Annotated in this window: 19 protein-coding genes; 8 read left to right on the forward strand and 11 right to left on the reverse strand. The window is 72.5% G+C overall.

Annotation, left to right across the window (positions count from 1 at the left end):
* Positions 1-7 precede the first annotated feature (7 nt).
* On the reverse strand, positions 8-3,271 hold the full coding sequence (locus tag AQI88_RS06335; RefSeq protein WP_066993160.1) for an AfsR/SARP family transcriptional regulator: 3,264 nt from the start codon (positions 3,269-3,271) through the stop codon (positions 8-10).
* Positions 3,272-3,295: 24 nt separating this feature from the next.
* Positions 3,296-3,793, reverse strand: a complete 498-nt coding sequence (locus AQI88_RS06340; protein WP_066993163.1) for a DUF6578 domain-containing protein — start codon at positions 3,791-3,793, stop codon at positions 3,296-3,298.
* Between the two features lie 105 nt (positions 3,794-3,898).
* Between AQI88_RS06340 and AQI88_RS06345 the strand changes: the two genes are divergently transcribed.
* Positions 3,899-4,699, forward strand: a complete 801-nt coding sequence (locus AQI88_RS06345) for a site-2 protease family protein (RefSeq protein WP_066993167.1) — start codon at positions 3,899-3,901, stop codon at positions 4,697-4,699.
* On the opposite strand, the gene AQI88_RS06350 is transcribed toward AQI88_RS06345, so the two are convergent.
* From AQI88_RS06350 to AQI88_RS06360, 3 genes are all read right to left on the reverse strand, one after another.
* A complete protein-coding gene (locus AQI88_RS06350) occupies positions 4,689-4,880 on the reverse strand; it encodes a hypothetical protein (RefSeq protein WP_066993745.1) in 192 nt (63 codons plus the stop codon). The two genes, AQI88_RS06345 and AQI88_RS06350, sit on opposite strands and share 11 nt — an antisense overlap.
* Before the next feature lie 64 nt (positions 4,881-4,944).
* Positions 4,945-5,658, reverse strand: a complete 714-nt coding sequence (npdG, locus tag AQI88_RS06355; protein ID WP_066993170.1) for an NADPH-dependent F420 reductase — start codon at positions 5,656-5,658, stop codon at positions 4,945-4,947.
* Between the two features lie 37 nt (positions 5,659-5,695).
* The gene (locus tag AQI88_RS06360; protein ID WP_079057416.1) at positions 5,696-6,769 is read right to left on the reverse strand and encodes a sialidase family protein; all 1,074 of its coding nucleotides are present in this window, start codon (positions 6,767-6,769) and stop codon (positions 5,696-5,698) included.
* Between the two features lie 132 nt (positions 6,770-6,901).
* Here AQI88_RS06360 and AQI88_RS06365 point away from each other — a divergent pair, with 132 nt between their 5' ends.
* Positions 6,902-7,498 carry a hypothetical protein gene (locus AQI88_RS06365; RefSeq protein ID WP_066993176.1) on the forward strand — a complete coding sequence of 199 codons (597 nt, stop codon included), beginning with the start codon at positions 6,902-6,904 and terminating at the stop codon, positions 7,496-7,498.
* A gap of 83 nt (positions 7,499-7,581) precedes the next feature.
* On the opposite strand, the gene AQI88_RS06370 is transcribed toward AQI88_RS06365, so the two are convergent.
* Positions 7,582-7,815, reverse strand: a complete 234-nt coding sequence (locus AQI88_RS06370; protein WP_066993178.1) for a hypothetical protein — start codon at positions 7,813-7,815, stop codon at positions 7,582-7,584.
* A 58-nt stretch (positions 7,816-7,873) separates the two neighbouring features.
* Between AQI88_RS06370 and map the strand changes: the two genes are divergently transcribed.
* Entirely contained in the window at positions 7,874-8,731 is an 858-nt protein-coding gene (gene map / locus AQI88_RS06375; protein WP_066993180.1) for a type I methionyl aminopeptidase, read from the forward strand.
* A 100-nt stretch (positions 8,732-8,831) separates the two neighbouring features.
* Positions 8,832-9,479, forward strand: a complete 648-nt coding sequence (locus AQI88_RS06380; protein ID WP_066993183.1) for a biliverdin-producing heme oxygenase — start codon at positions 8,832-8,834, stop codon at positions 9,477-9,479.
* A 62-nt stretch (positions 9,480-9,541) separates the two neighbouring features.
* On the opposite strand, the gene AQI88_RS06385 is transcribed toward AQI88_RS06380, so the two are convergent.
* Positions 9,542-10,186 carry a PhzF family phenazine biosynthesis protein gene (locus AQI88_RS06385; protein WP_066993186.1) on the reverse strand — a complete coding sequence of 215 codons (645 nt, stop codon included), beginning with the start codon at positions 10,184-10,186 and terminating at the stop codon, positions 9,542-9,544.
* Positions 10,179-11,066: a hypothetical protein gene (locus AQI88_RS06390; RefSeq protein ID WP_066993748.1), complete on the reverse strand. Its 888-nt coding sequence runs from the start codon at positions 11,064-11,066 to the stop codon at positions 10,179-10,181. The genes AQI88_RS06385 and AQI88_RS06390 overlap by 8 nt, the downstream gene beginning before the upstream one ends.
* 369 nt (positions 11,067-11,435) lie before the next feature.
* Here AQI88_RS06390 and efeO point away from each other — a divergent pair, with 369 nt between their 5' ends.
* The 4 genes from efeO to AQI88_RS06410 are packed head-to-tail and all read left to right on the forward strand — an operon-like array spanning position 11,436 to position 15,663.
* Entirely contained in the window at positions 11,436-12,572 is a 1,137-nt protein-coding gene (gene efeO, locus AQI88_RS06395) for an iron uptake system protein EfeO (protein WP_066993189.1), read from the forward strand.
* Between the two features lie 9 nt (positions 12,573-12,581).
* Positions 12,582-13,835, forward strand: a complete 1,254-nt coding sequence (efeB, locus tag AQI88_RS06400; RefSeq protein WP_066993193.1) for an iron uptake transporter deferrochelatase/peroxidase subunit — start codon at positions 12,582-12,584, stop codon at positions 13,833-13,835.
* A gap of 3 nt (positions 13,836-13,838) precedes the next feature.
* A complete protein-coding gene (gene efeU, locus AQI88_RS06405) occupies positions 13,839-14,711 on the forward strand; it encodes an iron uptake transporter permease EfeU (RefSeq protein WP_066993195.1) in 873 nt (290 codons plus the stop codon).
* A complete protein-coding gene (locus AQI88_RS06410; RefSeq protein ID WP_066993198.1) occupies positions 14,671-15,663 on the forward strand; it encodes an SCO2278 family lipoprotein in 993 nt (330 codons plus the stop codon). The genes efeU and AQI88_RS06410 overlap by 41 nt, the downstream gene beginning before the upstream one ends.
* Before the next feature lie 12 nt (positions 15,664-15,675).
* On the opposite strand, the gene AQI88_RS06415 is transcribed toward AQI88_RS06410, so the two are convergent.
* The 3 genes from AQI88_RS06415 to AQI88_RS06425 form a co-directional block, all read right to left on the reverse strand.
* Positions 15,676-16,410, reverse strand: a complete 735-nt coding sequence (locus AQI88_RS06415) for a bifunctional DNA primase/polymerase (RefSeq protein WP_066993201.1) — start codon at positions 16,408-16,410, stop codon at positions 15,676-15,678.
* A gap of 240 nt (positions 16,411-16,650) precedes the next feature.
* On the reverse strand, positions 16,651-17,265 hold the full coding sequence (locus AQI88_RS06420) for a TetR/AcrR family transcriptional regulator (protein ID WP_066993204.1): 615 nt from the start codon (positions 17,263-17,265) through the stop codon (positions 16,651-16,653).
* Between the two features lie 20 nt (positions 17,266-17,285).
* A complete protein-coding gene (locus AQI88_RS06425) occupies positions 17,286-18,278 on the reverse strand; it encodes a small ribosomal subunit Rsm22 family protein (RefSeq protein ID WP_066993207.1) in 993 nt (330 codons plus the stop codon).

The raw sequence follows: 18,278 nt of genomic DNA on the forward strand, positions 1-18,278 counted from the left end.
CGCCGTGTCACACCAGGGCGGTGGCCTCCGCGAGGGAGAGGCCACCGCCCTCGGCGTACGCGGCCTCGTACGCGGGTCCGTCGAGCGTCTCCCGGATCCGGGCCTCGGTCAGCTCGAACACCCGGCGCTCCACGCCGGAGGAGACGTGCCCGGCCGGCAGCAGGGCCTCGGCGGCGGCCAGGCAGCGGGCGGCGTCCGCGGCGCCGGCGACGCCGTCGCGGGCGGCCAGGGCCATCGCCGCGATGGTGAGGCAGATGGAGTGCAGATGCGGGGTGACGGCCTGGGACAGCGGGTCGGTGGCGAGCCGCAGTGCCCGGCGGACGCGGGTCAGGGCCTCCTCGCAGCGGCGGTCCAGGGCGTCCATCCAGGCCTCCTGGCCGAGGATCAGGGCGTCGAAAACGACGAAGTGCGCGATCTTGAACTCCTCGCGCAGCAGCCGGAGCTGGTCACGTGCCTCGGCGGTGCGGTCGGTCAGGCCGAGCCAGCAGGCGAGGAAGAGCCGGGCGGCGGGCATCGCCTCGTTGTGGACGCCGTCCTGGCGGGCGACGACGTCGCGCAGCATCCGCTCGCCGCGCTCGGTGTCGCCCGACTCCATGAGCACGTTGCCCAGCCGGGCGTTGAGGACGGCCGTCTGGGCGCGGGCCCCGAGGCGTTCGGCGTGTTCGATGGCCGCCGTGTAGTCGGTGGCGGCCTGCCCGTAGTGGCCCTTGCGTTCGTGGGCCTCGCCGCGGGCGGACAGCGCCTCGGCGGTGCCCCAGTCGTCACCGAGGCGGCGGTAGATCTCCAGCGCCTCGTCGGCGTCGCGGACGGCGTCCCCCGCCCAGGCGGTGCGGTTGGCGAGGAGGTTGGCGTTCATCTGCAGGGCGCCGGCCAGCTCCCATTCGAAGCCGGGGGTGTCCCGGCAGGTCCGCACGGTGGCGTCGAGGATCGTGTTCAGCCGCTCCACGCCGCCGGTCAGCATCTCGGCGAAGAACCACAGCATGCCCGGGGCCCGGCAGGTCTGCGGCATGCCGGGCTCGTAGACCTGGGTGACGACCCGCAGCTTGGCCTGCGCCTCGGGGGACTGCCAGGTCTCCAACTCGGTGTCCGCGCAGGCGAGATGGGCGAGGTGGACGCCGCGCCGGGCCTCGGCGAGGAGTTCGCCGGTGAGCGGGGGCGGGGTGTCGGTGCAGCGCTGCCACACCGGGCGGGCGGGGCGGACCGGCTCGGTGAACGGGTCGGGGCCGAGGGCCATGACCTCCTGGCACCAGGTGCGGGTCTCGATGCGCTGGTCGCGCATCTGCCAGAACCAGGCCAGCGACAGCACCAGGCTGAGCCCTTCCTGCTCGTCGCGGGCGGCGACGGCGTGCCTGAGGGCGGTGCGCAGGTTCTCGTACTCCAGCTGGAGCCGGTCGATGGCGGCGCGCTGCCCGGAGCCGCGCAGCAACGGGTCGGTGGTGCGGGCGAGTTCGCGGTAGTACGTCAGGTGGGCGCGCTCGGCGTCGGCCCGGCGCCCGGACTCCTCCAGCCGTTCGGCCGCGTACTCGGCGACGGTCTCAAGAAGGCGGTAGCGCATCCCGCCGTCCGCCGAAGGGGCGGCCACCACCAGGGACTTGTCGACCAGGGAGCCGAGCGCGTCCAGGGCGGCCGGGCCGCACACGGCCTCGGCGGCGGCCAGGTCGCAGCCGCCCGCGAAGACCGACAGGCGGGAGAGGACGTCCCGTTCCTCCTCGTCCAGCAGGTCCCAGGACCAGTCCACCACGGCGCGCAGGGTCTGCTGGCGGGGCAGCACGGTGCGGCTGCCGGTGCGCAGCAGCCGGAAGCGGTCGTCCAGCCGGTCGGCTATCTGGCGGGGTGTCAGCACGCGCAGCCGGGCGGCCGCCAGCTCGATCGCGAGGGGCAGTCCGTCGAGCCGGCGGCAGATCTCGGCACACGCCTCGGAGTCGTCCGCGACCCGGAATCCGGGCCGGGCGGCCAGGCCCCGGTCGGCGAGCAGCCGCAGCGCCACCGGCCCGGGCAGCGGCTCCACGGGCCGCACCAACTCCCCCGGCACACCGAGGGGTTCGCGGCTGGTGGCCAGCACGGTCAGCTCCGGGCAGCGGGCCAGCAGGCGCTGCGCGAGACGCGCGGCGGCCTCTATGACGTGCTCGCAGTTGTCGAGGACGAGCAGCATCCGGCGCCGGGCGCAGTGCTCCACGAGCCGCTCGACGGGGTCGCCGTGCCGGTCGGAGACCGCGCGGATGGTCTCGACGCCGGCGCCGTGCAGCACGGTCTCGCGGGCGCCGATCGCGGTCAGCACGGCCTGCGGTACGGCGTCCGGGTCGTCCACGGGCGCCAGTTCAGCCAGCCACACCCCGTCCCGGGCGGTGTGCCGTACTGCCTCTGCGGCCTCCTGGGACAGCCGGGTCTTGCCGGCTCCGCCGGGCCCGAGCAGGGTGACCAGACGGGCCGCCGCGAGGTCGGCGCCGATGGCCGAGATGTCGGCCTCGCGGCCGACGAAGGAGGTGAGCCGGGCGGGCAGGTTGCCCGGTGCCGCCGGAGCCGGGGGCGCCGGCGGCTCGGCCGTCTCGGTCAGCAACTCGGTGTGCAGGGCGCGCAGTTCGGGGCCCGGGTCGGAGCCGAGCCGGTCCGCGAGGAGCCGTCGTACGTCCTCGTAGGCGGCCAGCGCCTGGGCGGGCCGGCCGGCGGCGCGCAGGGCGCGCAGCCGCAGCGCCTGGAGCGGCTCGTCCAGGGGGTGGCCGTCGCACAGGGCGGTCAGCTCGGGCAGGGACTGCTCGGCGTGGCCGAGGGCGAGGGCGGCGGTGTGCCGGGCGCGCAGTGCGTCCAGGCGGCGGGTCTCCCAGCGGGCCGCCTCGGCGGTGCGGTCGGGCAGGTCGGCGAGGGCGGGGCCGTGCCACAGGGCGAGCGCGTCGTCGAGGACGGCGGCGGCCTTGGCCGGGTCGCCGTCACTCAGGGCGCGCAGGCCCTCGCCGGTCAGCCGGTCGAACCGGCCCAGGTCGACGTCGTCGGGGGCGGCGGCGAGGCGGTAGCCGCCCCCGACGGAGGCGACGGCGTCGGCGCCGAGCGCCCGGCGCAGCCGGCCCACCAGCGCCTGCAGGGCGCCCGTGGCATCGGCGGGCGGCTCCGCACCCCACACCTCGTCCACCAGCACGCCCGCCGGCACGGTCCGGCCGGCCCGCAGCGCGAGGACGCTCAGCAGGGTACGCAGCCGCGCCCCGCCGACCGGGACGGGCGTGCCGTCGGGACGGAGTGCCTGGGTGGGGCCGAGCAGGCGATAACGCACGGGGTCCATTGTCTCCGGAGCGGTCGGGTCAGGTCACCGGGTTCGGGCGGCGCGCCGTCCGGGGCCTTCGGCGTCGTCCGGGACCTCCAGGGTGACGAGGGCGCCGGCGGCACGCCGGACACGGAACGGAACCTGCCGCGGCGGCTGTTCCTCGTACTCGAAGCCGTCGAACCACCTCGGACAGCTGTCGACGGGCTCCAGGGTCCGTGAGCCGGGCACCGGCTCCAGTTTGCGCCCGGTCGCCCGGAAGACCACCGTGCCGGGCGGCGGGTCGGCGGTCTCGGCGGCGCGCGGGTCGTGGTGGGCCGCGTACTCCTGGTGCACCAGGTCGATGGCGCGGACCCGGCCGACGGTCCTGTGCTTCGGGCCGCCGTGGTTCTCCACCCAGGCCTGGGCGCCGTACCAGCAGCCGCCTCGGGCCTCCCCCTCGTCGACGGAGACCAGCCGCCAGCCGACCTCGTCGCCGACCGAGAAGGTCCTGCCGCAGCACTCCATCTGCCAGTCCTCGTAGAACACCCTCATCAGTGTCATTCCCCCACCCTCCAGGAACCGGACGGCCACCGCGAGACGTTTTCCCCGCGAGCCCCCGGCCGGTACGGTCGGCATCGCGACCGTACCCGCCTCCAGGAGCAGCCCATGACGACCGCCACCACCCGCCGCGGCGAGAGCCGGATCAGTCCCGTCTTCGTCGGGATCCTGGCCGTCACGGCGGTGACCGGCTGGGCCACCTGGACGGGGTTCGCCGCGCAGCCGGGCCTCGCGGTGTTCCTGTTCGTCACGGCGGCCTGGATCGTCTCCCTGTGCCTGCACGAGTACGCGCACGCGCGCACCGCCCTGCACAGCGGCGACATCACGGTCGGCGCGAAGGGCTACCTCACGCTCAACCCGCTGAAGTACACGCACGCGCAGCTGAGCATCGTGCTCCCGGTGCTGTTCGTGATCATGGGCGGGATCGGTCTGCCGGGCGGTGCGGTGTTCATCGAACGCAACCGCATCCGGGGCCGCTGGCGGCACAGCCTGATCTCGGCGGCGGGCCCGCTGGCGAACGTCCTGTTCGCGGCGGTGTGCACGGCGCCCTTCTGGCTGCACGCCCTGGACGGGGTGCCCCTCGACTTCCGGTACGCGCTGGCCTTCCTCGCCCTGCTCCAGGTGACGGCGGCGATCCTGAACTTGCTGCCGGTGCCGGGCCTGGACGGCTACGGAGTGATCGAGCCGTGGCTGTCGCACAAGGTGAAGCGGCAGGTGGAGCCGTACGCGCCGTTCGGGCTGCTGTTCGTGTTCGCACTGCTGTGGGTGCCGTCGGTCAACAGCGTGTTCTTCGACGCGATCGACGCGATCCTGCGCGGTCTGAGTGTCGACGACTTCTCCCGCGCCTGCGGCCACGAGCTCTACCGCTTCTGGCGCGACACCCCGGAGGTCTGCACGCTCAGCCCGTGACCGACTTGCCCTGCCCCGTGGCGGCCCGGTCGCGCTTGACGTAGTACCAGGTCATGTTGGACGACAGGCCCGCCAGCAGCACCCAGACGATCCCCAGCCAGCTGCCCTGGGCGAACGAGACGACCGCGGCGGCCACGGCGAGGACACAGACGACGAGGGTGTAGAGGGCGATGCGGGGCATGGGGTCGGCTCTCTTCGCGGGGGACACTGCTACGACGACCAGTGTCCCCCATGGCCTCATGAGCTCATACGTCGGTGACGCGGAGCCCGGCGTGTGCCTTGTACCGGCGGTTGACGGAGATCAGGTTCGCGACGAGCGACTCGACCTGGTGGGCGTTGCGCAGCCGGCCGGCGAAGACGCCGCGCATGCCGGGGATGCGCCCGGCCAGCGCCTGGACCGTCTCCACGTCGGCGCGCCCCTCGCCGAGCACCATCACATCGGTGTCGATCTCCTCGATCTCCGGGTCCTGGAGCAGTACGGCCGACAGGTGGTGGAAGGCGGCGGTGACCCGGGAGTCGGGCAGCAGGGCGGCGGCCTGCTGGGCGGCGCTGCCCTCCTCCGGCTTCAGCGCGTAGGCGCCCTGCTTGTCGAAGCCGAGCGGGTTCACGCAGTCGACGACGAGCTTGCCGGCCAGCTCCGCGCGCAGGGACTCCAGCGTCTTGCCGTGGCCCTCCCACGGTACGGCGACGATCACGATGTCGCTGCGGCGCGCGGTCTCGGCGTTGTCGGCGCCCTCCACGCCGTACCCCAGCTCCTCGGCGGCGGCCTGCGCGCGCTCGGCGGCCCGCGAGCCGATGATCACCTTCTGGCCGGCCCGGGCGAGCCGGTAGGCGAGGCCCTTGCCCTGCGGGCCGGTGCCGCCGAGCACGCCGACGACCAGCCCGGAGACGTCGGGCAGGTCCCAGGGGTCCTTGGCGGGGGCCTTCGCGGGAGTCTGTGCGCTGTCGGTAGAGGTCATGGGCCGACTCTACGTCCGTGGCGCCGGCGGCACCGGGTCAGGTGAGCCGCGTCACGGGCACCCGGCGGAAGGTGATCGTCTCGTAGGCGCCGAAGTCCCCGGTCTCGTAGAGGAGTCCGACGGTGCCCCGGTCGATGCGGACCAGGTCGGAGTAGGCGGCGGGCAGTCCGTCGACGGTGAAGGCCGGGCGCCAGGTGGTGCCGCCGTCGCCGGAGGCGCGGATGGTCATCAGGGCGCGGGCGGCGGGGTCGGCCGGGGCGGAGAAGAGGAGCAGGTCGGGGTCGCGGAGCTGGAGGACGGATGCTTCGCAGATCGGGGTGGTCAGCCCGGCCTGCGGGCGGAAGGGCTTGACCAGGGTCTTTCCGCCGTCCTCGGAGTGGGCGTCGGCGCGGTTGCCGGGTGCGGGAGAGTCGTTGCGGGCGTTGAAGTAGACGCGGCCGTCGGAGAGTTCGGCGGCGGTGGTCTCGTTGACGTTGACGTAGCCGTCGGTGTTGTCGTCGAGGCAGCCGAGATGCCAGGTCTCGCCGCGGTCGTCGCTGAGCAGGCAGTGGCCGCCGTTGTACCTGGCCTCGGCGCCGGTGTCGGTGCCGGTGGGCGGCAGGGTGTGGTTGCCGGGTACGAGGACGCGGCCGGAGTCGAGCTGGAGGGCGTGGCCGGGGGTGGTGGCGTACCAGCGCCAGCCGGGCTTCTTCACCTGCTGGGTGATCTCCCTCGGTGTGGACCAGGTCGCCCCGTCGTCGTCGCTGTGCTGCACCCACACCCGCCGGCCGTCGGCGTCCGGGACCTGGCCGCGCACAATGGCGTCCTCGGTGGCGCCGGCCGCGGCGCGGACGTGCACGAGCAGGATGCGGCCGGTGTCGAGGACGACCGGGGCGGGGTTGCCGGCGAGGTTCTTCCCGTTGCGGGCGGCGACCCGCAACGGGCCCCAGGTGCGGCCGCCGTCCGTGGACCGCTTCAGCACGATGTCGATGTGCCCGTGGTCGGCGGCGGAGTCGACCCGGCCCTCGCAGAAGGCGAGCAACGTGCGGGAACGCGTCGCTACGACGGCTGGGATGCGGAAGCTCGCGTACCCCTCGTGGCCCGCGCGGAAGGGGACGGACACGTCGGTCATCGAGGGGCTCCTCATACGGGACGCGCAACCGGGCGGAACACGGGCAGGGACGGTCCGTCACCATCCCCAGGTCGGGCGAATTCGGGGTGAACGACCGGTCAAGAGTGTCCGGTTGCGGCAGGATGCGGTCGCATGGACGCCGTACGGGTCGCATTGTTGCGCGAAGTGCTCGCCGGGACCGAGTGGTTGGGGGCCACGCGGCGGTTCGCGGGGGTGCTGCGCGGGTCCGTGGTGGCGCACCGGGGCGGGCTGCTGCTGGTCGGCACGCCCGAGTACGAGCCCTGGCATCTGGCCGCGCACCTGGTGGACGAGGCGGCGTGGTCGGGCACACCGGAGCTGGCCCCCACGCTCGTACGGCATCACGCGCGCCCCGCCGATCCCGCGCACCTGTCCGTAGGGCCGGGCCGGATCGAGGAGGCGCGACGGGGTGAGACCCTGCTGGTGGTCGCGCCCGAGGAGCCGGCGGAGCTGCTGGAACGGGTGCATGCGGCGCGCCGGGCCGGGGTGACGGTGCTGGCGCTGGGGGCGGGCGGGGGTGAGCTTTCCGCGATGGCCCATGACACGCTGGCCGTGCCCGAGGGGGCGGAGCTGGACCTGGACAGCGTGCAGCACCTGGTGAGCGCGGCGGCGGGCGAGAACGCGGGCTCTCCGAGGGTTCGGCGGGTTTTCCGTGACCGTTTGTCGAGGCTGGCGGAGTTCTTGACGGCCCCGCCGGCTGCCCCTTGGTGACTCGCCCGCCCACCCGACTCGGCCGGCCGGGACAGGTGGGCGGGTGGGAAACGGGGTCCGGGGCGGCGGAGCCCCGGGCGTGATCAGCCCTCGTCCGCCGAGCCCTCCGCAGGGGCGTCGTGCCAGCGCGGGTCGTTCTCCCACTCGAGATTGCGCTCCCGGGCGGTCTCCAGCGCGTGCTGGGCCTCCTGCCGGGAGGCGTACGGCCCGAAACGGTCCTTGCCCGGGCAGTCTGGGCCCTCCTCGACCTTCTTGTGCTCCAGGCAGTAGTACCACTCGCCCGGCTTGCCGACGGTGCGCTTCTTGAACAGGGCCATGAACAGCTCCTCTCGCCACCGACATGTTCCCCCATGCCCGCTGGTTAGACTCGCTTGCATGTCTGGCCAGTCGCTGCTCGTACCAGGGGAGCTCTCTCCCACCCGTTCGGTACCCGGAAACATCCGCCGCCCCGAGTACGTCGGCAAGCCCGCGCCGACGCCGTACACCGGACCGGAGGTGCAGACCCCCGAGACCATCGAGGCGATGCGCGTCGCCGGCCGTATCGCCGCGCAGGCGATGGAGGAGGCGGCGAAGATCATCGCGCCCGGTGTCACCACCGACCAGCTGGACAAGGTCGCCCACGCGTACATGTGCGACCACGGCGCCTACCCGTCCACGCTGGGCTACCGCGGTTTCCCGAAGTCGCTGTGCACCTCGGTCAACGAGGTCATCTGCCACGGCATCCCGGACTCGACGGTCCTCAGGGACGGCGACATCGTCAACCTGGACGTGACGGCGTACATCGGCGGCGTGCACGGCGACAACAACGCCACCTACCTGGTCGGGGACGTGGACGACGAGTCGCGGCTGCTGGTGGAACGGACCCGGGAGTCCCTCGATCGGGCGATCAAGGCGGTCAGGCCGGGCCGGCAGATCAACATCATCGGTCGGGTCATCGAGTCGTACGCCAAGCGCTTCGGCTACGGGGTCGTGCGCGACTTCACCGGGCACGGCATCAACTCGTCGTTCCACTCCGGCCTGATCATCCCGCACTACGACAGCCCGCACGCGACGACGGTCATGCAGCCCGGCATGACCTTCACGATCGAGCCGATGCTGACGCTGGGCACGCACGAGTACGACATGTGGGACGACGGCTGGACCGTCGTGACCAAGGACCGCAAGCGGACGGCCCAGTTCGAGCACACGCTGGTCGTGACGGAGACGGGTGCGGAGATCCTGACTCTCCCCTGATCGCCTGATCACCTGATCGCCGCCGAGCCCGCTCCCTGACGGGGGCGGGCTTTCTCTTGTACGCTTTTACCGACAACTTGTCGGCAACGAGGATCTGCCCATGGACTCCTTCTCGGCCCTCATCCGCACCGCGTCCCACGAGCAGCACATGGAGGCGGAGACCTCGACGTTCATGAGCGACCTGCTCGGCGGCCGGCTGGGCGTGGCCGCGTACGCGCGGTACACCGAGCAACTGTGGTTCGTCTACGAGGCGCTGGAGAGCACGGCCGGACGGCTGGCCGCGGATCCGGTGGCCGGGCCGTTCCTCCGGCCGGAGCTGCTGCGGCTGCCCGCGCTGGAGCGGGACCTGGCGCATCTGCGGGGCGCCGGCTGGCGGCCGGGCCTGACCGCGCTGCCCGCGACCCGGGCGTACGCGGACCGGATCCGGCAGTGCGCCGAGCGCTGGCCCGGCGGTTATGTCGCCCACCACTACACCCGCTACCTCGGCGATCTCTCCGGCGGGCAGATCATCCGGGACAGGGCGGAGAAGACGTGGGGCTTCGCCAGGAAGGGCGACGGGGTCCGCTTCTACGTCTTCGAGGAGATCCCCAACCCCGCCGCGTTCAAGCGGGGCTACCGCGAACTGCTGGACGGGGTCGCCGCCGACGATCTGGAGAAGCAGCGGATCGTGACGGAGTGCAAGGCGGCGTTCGCCCTGAACACCGGGGTCTTCCGGGCCCTGGGCGAGGAGTTCCCGCTGTCCGCCTGACCCTCACCGGGCGAGGCGGGTGGCGTTGCGGAAGCGGGACAGCCACCGGGGCCGGCCGAGGGTCAGCGTTCCAGGAAGACCCGGCCGCCGACCTCCACCCAGCCGTGCGGCTGCGGTGCGGTCAGGATCTGGGAGCCCCTGCCCTGCGTGATGTTCAGGGCGCGGCCCAGCCGGTCGGTGAGCAGCAGGGCCGCCGCGCCCGTCGCCTCGTCCTCCTCGATGCCGTCGTCGCGGCCGGGGAAGGCGCGGGCGCGGATCCGGCCGGCCGCCTCGTCCTCCCAGGCCCAGGCGTAGATCCACTCCCCGGGCGGGGGCACGGGCAGGGCGTCGACCTCGGCGGCGGTGGGGTACTGGCGCAGGGTGCGCGGCGGGGCCCACTGCGCACGCGCCTCGATCCAGCTGAACTCGCCGTCCAGGCGGGCCCCGACCACCCCGGCGGGCGTGACCAGTTCGGGCACGTCCAGCAGCCAGGCCGTGCCGACGCAGGGGTGACCGGCGAAGGGCAGGCGCAGGGTGGGCGTGTAGATGTCGATCACCCCGCGCTCGGGATCGTCCACGAACACGGTCTCGCTGAAGCCGAGTTTCGCGGCCAGCGCCTGCCGGTCGCTCCGCTCGGGCATCACCGAGCCGTCGCGGACGACGCCGAGTTCGTTGCCGTAGCCGCCGTTCGGTCCGCAGAAGACACGGAGTACGTCGTAGTCAGTCACTTGGGAATTGAAACATCGCCGCGCCGGCCAGCGCGTCCCAGGCGGGGGCGCCGCCGGGGAGCGGCCAGGAGCGAATGTCCGACGGGTCGTACGAGAGGCCGGCCATGACGTCGCCGTAGTTCTGCTCCATGGCCGCCCGCTGCCGTGAAGTCGCGGGGGTGGCGGGGCGTGCCGTCAGCCGTTCCATGTGGTGCCGGTGGCCTTCGGTGACGGCTTCGGCGTCGCGGCGCCAGAGTTCTTCGTCGCACACCCGGGTGAGGACGACGCACTGCGGGGTGCGCCCCTCCGCGAGTGCGGCCACTGCGCGGTCGTGGCCGTCGAGGATGAGCCAGCCGTCGAGGAAGGGCACCCACCACACCAGGACGGGCGCGAGCGTGCCCTCGCGGACGTGCTTGCGGTACGCCTTCACGCGCCCGGCGTCCGGCGGCGAGAGCGGGCGCAGCGGTACGACGCCGTGCCAGCCGCCGCCGCAGTACAGCTCCAGGCGGCCGCCCGGCCACTCCCGCAGGAAGTCCTCGGTCCAGATGCCGGGCTGGAACGTGGTGCGCAGGGACAGCTCCCAGCGCCCGTCGTGCAGCGGAGTTCCGTCTGCCTCGTCGAGCCAACGCGCGTACTGATGCGGCCAGTTGACGGACGACCGCAGCATGGCCGCGCTCAGGGGCGGCAACGGTGAGCGATGGCCGTCGAGGCGGTGCACATACAGGTCGGGGCAGCAGGGGCCGCCCACCGGCCGGCCGAGCAACAGCGGCCGTTCCTCCTGCCGCAGCAGCAGTCGGCCACCGTCCGCCCGCTCGAAGCGCAGCGGGGCGGGACCCGGGCGGTCCCGGACGTCCAGGACCAGGCGGTGCGGCCCGAGCAGTTCCCTGGGTGCGCTGGTCATGCGGGACATTGTCCGGGAGCTGCACCCTCACTCGGCAACGGGATTACGCCCCCGCACAGGGCGCACGCCGGTGACGCGGCGGTCGTGGTGCGGCACCACCTCGCGCTCGCCGCCGCCTGCGCGCACCGGGCCGCGCTCCTGTGCGCCGGTCATGTCGCGGCCGACGGCCCACCGGCCGCGGCCCTCCACCGACCTGCGCCCCTTGACCTTCCCTTTACCACCTCTTGGGGTCTGATTTGAGCCGTCGAGATCAAGCCGTGCCTGTGAGATTTCCGTGAGAGCTGAATCGCGACCCGGACGGGTATGGGTGAGGTAAGCCTCATGTAAGTTAGGCCAGCCTCACCGAACCGTCTCCCGCTTGGAGCCTGCATGCGAGCCGTCCGACGTACCGTCACCGCCGCCGCCACCGTGGCCGCTCTGACCGCCATCACGGCCTGCACGGCGAAGAGCGATGCCAAGGACGGCGACGCCATCCAGGTGACCGCCGCCGACTCGAAGTGCGAGACGTCCACCAAGTCGGTTCCGGCCGGCCACGTCACGCTGAAGATCGAGAACAAGGGTTCGAAGGCCACCGAGGTCGAGATCGTGTTCCCGGACGACCGGATCGTCTCCGAGAAGGAGAACATCGGGCCGGGTACGAAGTACACGCTGACCGCCGAGGTGAAGGCTGGTTCGTACGAGATCGCCTGCCGTCCTGGCATGAAGGGCCACGGCGTGCGACAGAAGCTCACCGTCACCGGCTCCGGCAAGGTCGCCCAGCGCGACCCGCGGCTGGACAAGGCCGTCGCCGACTACCGCGAGTACGCCCAGGAGCAGGCCGACGCCACGCTGCCGCTCGTCGAGACCTTCGTGAAGGCGGTCAAGGACGGCGACATGGAGGCCGCCAAGAAGGCGTACGCCCCCTCGCGCCTCGGCTGGGAGCGCACCGAGCCGATCGCCGAGTCCTTCGGTGACATCGACCCCAAGACCGACACGCGCGCCGACGGCCTGGTGGCCGGGCAGAAGTGGACCGGCTGGCACCGCCTGGAGAAGGCCCTCTGGGAGGACAAGAAGGTCGGTGACGAGGAGAAGACCCTCGCCGACCAGCTGGTGACCGACCTGAAGGACTGGCAGAAGCGGGTCGGCAAGGCCGAGATCACCCCGACCTCCATGGCCAACGGTGCCAAGGAGCTGCTGGACGAGGTCGCCACCGGCAAGGTCACCGGCGAGGAGGACCGCTACTCGCACACCGACCTGTCCGACTTCAAGGGCAACGTCGAGGGCGCGCAGAAGGCGTACGAGCTGCTGAAGCCGGTCGCGTCGAAGAACGACTCCGCGCTGACCACCGAGCTGGACAAGCAGTTCGCCGGGCTGAACACGCTGCTCGACAAGTACCGCTCCGACAAGAACTCGTACGACTTCATCTCGTACGACAAGGTCACCAAGGGCCAGCGCAAGGAGCTGTCGGACGCGGTCAACGCCCTCGCGGAGCCGCTGTCCAAGCTCGCCGCCGCGGTTGTGAAGTAGGAGACGGGCATGACCGAGACCAAGGACAGCTCCTCCCCCTCCCGCCGCGCGCTGATCGGCTGGGGCGGCGCCGGGCTCGCGCTCGGTGCCGCCGCGGCCGGCGGTGCGGTGGCGGCGGCCAAGGCGGGCAACGACGTGGATCCGGCGGCCGCCGAGGCGGGCGGCGCGGTGGAGTTCCACGGCGCCCACCAGGCCGGCATCGCCACCGCCGTGCAGGACCGGCTGCACTTCGCCGCGTTCGACGTGAAGACGGACGACCGCGCCGAGTTCGTGCAGCTTCTGAAGGACTGGACGGCGGCCGCGCGCCGGATGACCGCCGGGAAGGCGGTCGGCGAGGGCGCGTACGGCGGGCTCGCCGAGGCGCCGCCGGACGACACCGGTGAGGCGCTGGGGCTGAAGCCCTCGCGGCTGACGCTCACCATCGGGTTCGGGCCGTCGTTCTTCGAGAAGTTCGGGCTGTCCGACAGGCGGCCGGAGGCGCTGGTCGACCTGCCCAAGTTCGCCGGCGACAACCTGGACCAGACGCGTACCGGCGGCGACCTGTGCATCCAGGCCTGCGCGGACGACCCGCAGGTGGCCGTGCACGCCATCCGCAACCTGGCCCGCATCGGCTTCGGCAAGGTCGCCATCCGCTGGTCCCAGCTCGGCTTCGGCAAGACCTCGTCCACGACCCCGGACGCCCAGACGCCCCGCAACCTCATGGGGTTCAAGGACGGCACCCGCAACATCGCGGGCACCGAGACGGACCGGCTGAAGAAGTTCGTGTGGGTCGGCGACGGTGACGGCACGAAGTGGATGACCGGCGGGTCGTACCTCGTCGCCCGCCGCATCCGGATGAACATCGAGACCTGGGACCGGACCTCGCTCCAGGAGCAGGAGGACGTGTTCGGCCGGGACAAGGGCGAGGGCGCCCCGGTCGGCAAGGCCAAGGAGCACGACAAGCCGTTCCTGAAGGCGATGAAGCCGGACGCGCATGTGCGCCTGGCGCACCCCGACTCCAACAGCGGGATCACGATCCTGCGCCGTGGCTACTCCTTCACGGACGGCACGGACGGCCTCGGCCGCCTCGACGCGGGCCTGTTCTTCCTGGCCTACCAGCGTGACGTGCGCAAGGGGTTCATCCCGCTGCAGCGGCAGCTGTCGGCGAAGGACGCGCTCAACGAGTACATCCAGCACGTGGGTTCGGCGGTCTTCGCGGTGCCGCCCGGCGTCCGGGACAAGGACGACTGGTGGGGCCGGACGCTGTTCTCGAAGGAGGCGTAGCCCGTGTTCTCCAACTACCTGATCGGCCTGCGCGAGGGTCTGGAGGCGTCGCTCGTCGTCTGCATCCTGATCGCCTACCTGGTCAAGACGGACCGCAGGGACGCCCTGAAGCCGATCTGGATCGGCATCGGCATCGCGGTCGCCATCGCCATGGGCTTCGGCTGCGCGCTCGAGTTCGGCTCGCAGGAGCTGACGTTCGAGGCGCAGGAGGCGCTCGGCGGCTCCCTGTCGGTCATCGCGGTCGGCCTGGTGACCTGGATGGTGTTCTGGATGCGGCGCACCGCCCGGCACCTGAGGTCGGAGCTGCACGGCAAGCTGGACGCGGCCCTGGCGATGGGCACGGGCGCGCTGGTGGCCACGGCGTTCCTGGCCGTGGGCCGGGAGGGCCTGGAGACCGCCCTGTTCGTGTGGGCCTCGGTGCACGCGGCGAGCGACGGCACCCCGCGCCCGCTGATCGGCGTGGCGCTGGGCCTCGCCACGGCCGTCTTCCTCGGCTGGCTGTTCTACCGGGGCGCCCTGAAGATCAACCTGGCCAAGTTCTTCACCTGGACCGGCGGCATGCTGGTCGTGGTCGCGGCGGGCGTCCTCGCGTACGGCTTCCACGACCTGCAGGAGGCCAACTGGATCCCGGGCATCCGGAAGCTGGCCTTCGACATCAGCGACACGATCGAGCCGGACAGCTGGTACGGCACGCTGCTGAAGGGCGTGTTCAACTTCCAGCCCGACCCGACCGTGGTCCAGGTCACGGTGTGGCTGCTGTACCTGATCCCGACACTCGCGATCTTCCTCGCCCCGGTAGGGTTCGCCTCCGGGAAGGGGAAGGTGAAGGCACCTCATGACCAGGGAACGCAGCCGTCGAAGGCTCCGCAGGCGTGACCGCAACGCGCTCATAGCGGCCTCGCTGACCGCTTTGTCGTTGACCGCGAGCGGATGTGTGGTGGTGCACGGGGAGCGCGAGATGCTCCCCGCCACCACCCGCGCCGAGGCCGCCAAGGCCCTCACACAGTTCACGGACGCGTACAACAAGGCCGACAAGGCCTACGACAGCTCCCTGGACGCGGACTACGTCACCGGCGCCCTCGCCGACATCGACTCCGCCCGGCTGAAGGCCGGGCACGCCAACAACCCCGGCGGCAACGCGAACCACGCCCCGCTGAAGCTGACGGACGCGAAGTTCACCATCCTCAAGAAGGCCGGCTGGCCCCGCTGGTTCGTCGCCGACGCCAAGGGCAACCTGGGCGGCAACTTCCGCTGGCTGCTGGTGTTCACCCGCAACGACCTGGGCGGGCCGTGGCAGGTGGCATATCTGACGCTGGTCGCGCCCGGTGCCGTACCGGAGTTCAAGAAGGACGCGGACGGATTCGCCGAGGCCGTGCCCACCGGCTCCGCACAACTGGCCGTGCGGCCCGCCGACCTGAGCAAGGACTACGCGGCCTATCTGAAGCGCGGCGGGAAGTCCTTCGCGGACGGCCGCGACACCAGCGGCTGGCGCGCGGACCGCGAGAAGGAGCGGAAGAAGCCGGGCCTGGTGCGGCAGTACATCGACCAGCCGCTGACCCGCGGCGACTATGCGCCGCTCGCGCTGCGCACGGCGGACGGCGGAGCGCTGGTGTTCTTCACGACGCACCACTACGAGAAGCGGACCGCGGCCCCGGGCACCACGGTGCCGATCCCGAACAAGGACGTGCAGGCCCTGACCAAGGGCGAGGTCAAGCAGTCGCTGACGCTGGAGTTCATCTCCAACGAGGTCGCCCTGGACCCGGCCGCGAGCGGCCCGGTGTCGGTGCTGGGACGGGTACAGGGCCTGACGGCGGCGCAGGGCGCGTAGGCCCGGGCGTCCTCAGTGTCGCAGGGGCCAGGCCGTGCCCGCGGGCTCGGTGCCGGCGTGGCGGGCGCAGGCGTCCGTGAGCACCTCCAGCAGGGTCAGCGGGTCGGGCAGCGCATGCTCCGGGCCGCGCACCCAGCGCACCTGCTGGTCGTCGTCGCCGGGCAGCCGGGCGGGCGGTACGAGGACGTAGGAGCCGCGGCAGTGCCAGCGCAGCCCCGGGTGCTCGTCCATGGTCTCGGGGTGGCAGTCCAGCTCGCAGGGCCACCACTCGTCCTCGTCCTCGGGGGTGCCCCGGGTGAGGGTGAAGAACAGCATGCGGCCGTCGTCGCTCTCGGTGACCGGCCCGACCTCGACACCGGCGCCGAGCAGCCGCTCCAGCGCCTCCCGGCCGGCCTGAACGGGCACGTCCAGGACGTCGTGCACCATGCCGGTGGCGGTGATGAAGTTCGCCTCCGGCTGGTGCCGGGCCCAGCGCTCGATCTGCCCGCGGTCGGTCGTGGACTGCGTCTGCCAGGCGAACGACACCGGGTGCCGGGCCGGGGTGGGACAGCCCACGCGGTCGCAGGAACAGCGGTAGCCGGGGGCGGGGTGCGCGGCGGGGGCCAGCGGCAGTCCCGCTGCGGCGGCGGCGAGCAGCAGGGCCTCACGGCCGCCGTCGTCGGCGGCGGCCTCCTTGGGGCGGCGTCCGAGCAGCCACTGGGAGAGTTTGCCCTGCCGGCCCGTCCGGCCGCCGAACCTCGCGCTCATCTATCGCCTCGCCTCGCTGTGGTGCGGACAGCATGCCTCATCGTCCCATCTTCCTGGACGCCGGGGGCCCATACCCCGGACCTGGAGAAACCGGACCAGGGCCTGTCCGGCGGATCAGGCCGGCTCCAGGCGGCGGCGCCTCATCAGCACAGGTGAGCGGGGTCTGGTGCATGCCAGACCCCGCGATTCCGGCAGGATCCGCCGGACATGCCCTGGATACGCCTCACACCGGGAGCGGAGTCAGCGAGGGGCCAGGCCGTACAGGGCGTAGTCGACCAGGGTGTCCGTGTAGGCGTGGGAGACCGGGGCCGTGCGTTGGAGCCAGCGTTGGGTGAGGGGGGAGACGAAGAGTTCCAGGGCGATGCGTGGATCGGCGTCGGGGCGTACCGCGCCGGTGTCCTGGGCGGAGCGCAGCCGGTCGACGTACAGCTGGAGCTGGGGTTCGAGCAGCTTGGTGACGAACTCGCGGCCCAGTTGGTCGTTGACCAGGCCCTCGGCGGCCAGCGCGCGGGCGGGCGCCTCGAAGCGGGGGTCGAGGAGTTCGTCGACCGTGGCCCGCAGCACCGCCTTGAGGTCGGCGGCGAGATCGCCGGTGTCCGGGATCGCGTACGGCTCCTGCCCCGCCGCCTGGGCGGCCTGCTCGCCGAGGTCCAGGAACGCCTCCAGCAGGACGTCCGCCTTCGACCCCCACCACCGGTAGATCGTCTGCTTGCCGACCCCGGCCCGGGCGGCGATCCCCTCGACGGTGGTCTTCGGGTATCCGACCTCGCCGACCAGGGCGAGGGCTGCGGCGTAGATCGCCCGGCGGGACTTCTCGCTGCGCCGGGTGGTGTCGGGGGCGGGCTTCTTGACCATGGGTCGAAGCTAACAAGCCGCTACGACACCGGGCCCCCGGACTCCGCGCCGTCCGGCGGCCACGCATCCCCCCAGTCGGCGTCCCGGGCGGCCTTGTACAGGTCTCCGTGCCGCTTGGTGACCGTCGTACGGCGCAGTTGCCCCTCCGCCTCGCACAGGTCGAGCAGCACCTGGCCCTTGCGGATCTGCGGGCGCCTGACCACCCGCGCGGGGGCCGGTTCGGCGGGCAGCCGGGTCGCGGCGACGTAGCTGAACTTCTCGTCCTCGTACGCCAGCGACCCGCCCTTGACCTGGCGGTGCAGGGAGGAGCGGCTGACCCGGGCCGAGAAGTGGCACCAGTCCGTGCCGGGGACGATGGGGCAGGCGGCGCTGTGCGGGCAGGGGGCGGCGACCCGGAATCCGGCACGGATCAGGCGGTCGCGGGCCTCGATGACGCGGGCGTAGCCCGCGGGCGTGCCGGCCTCCACGATCACGACGGTCTGCGCGGCGGCCGCGGCCGCGTCGACGAGGGCGGCACGGTCGGCCTCGGCGAGTTCGTTGAGGACGTACGACACCGTGACGAGGTCGGTGCTGTCGAGGGTGAGCGCCGATCCGATGCGGGCCCGCTGCCAGCGGGCGTCCCGCAGCGCGGGGTTGGCCGCGGCGATCTCCCGGCCGAGGGCGAGCGCGGGCTCGGCCCAGTCCAGCACGGTGACGCTGCGCTCGCCGGGCCAGGTCGCCGTGACGGCCCAGGTGGCGGCGCCGGTGCCACCGCCGACGTCGACATGGCTGCCGGGCGTCCAGTCGGGCACGGCCTCTGCGAACGCCTCCAGGGCCGAGCGAACCGCCTCGAAGGTGGCCGGCATGCGGTAGGCGGCGTAGGCGGCCACGTCGGCGCGGTCGCGGAGGATCGGCGCGGTGGTGGGGGTTTCCCCACGGTAATTGGCGATCAGCCTTTCGACCGCTCCGGCTGCTTGCTTGGGCGGGAGTCCGGCGAGCAGCTCCGCAAGAGCGCTACGGAGGATGTCGTTCAC

This window comes from Streptomyces cellostaticus, from assembly GCF_001513965.1.
Taxonomy (GTDB): domain Bacteria; phylum Actinomycetota; class Actinomycetes; order Streptomycetales; family Streptomycetaceae; genus Streptomyces; species Streptomyces cellostaticus.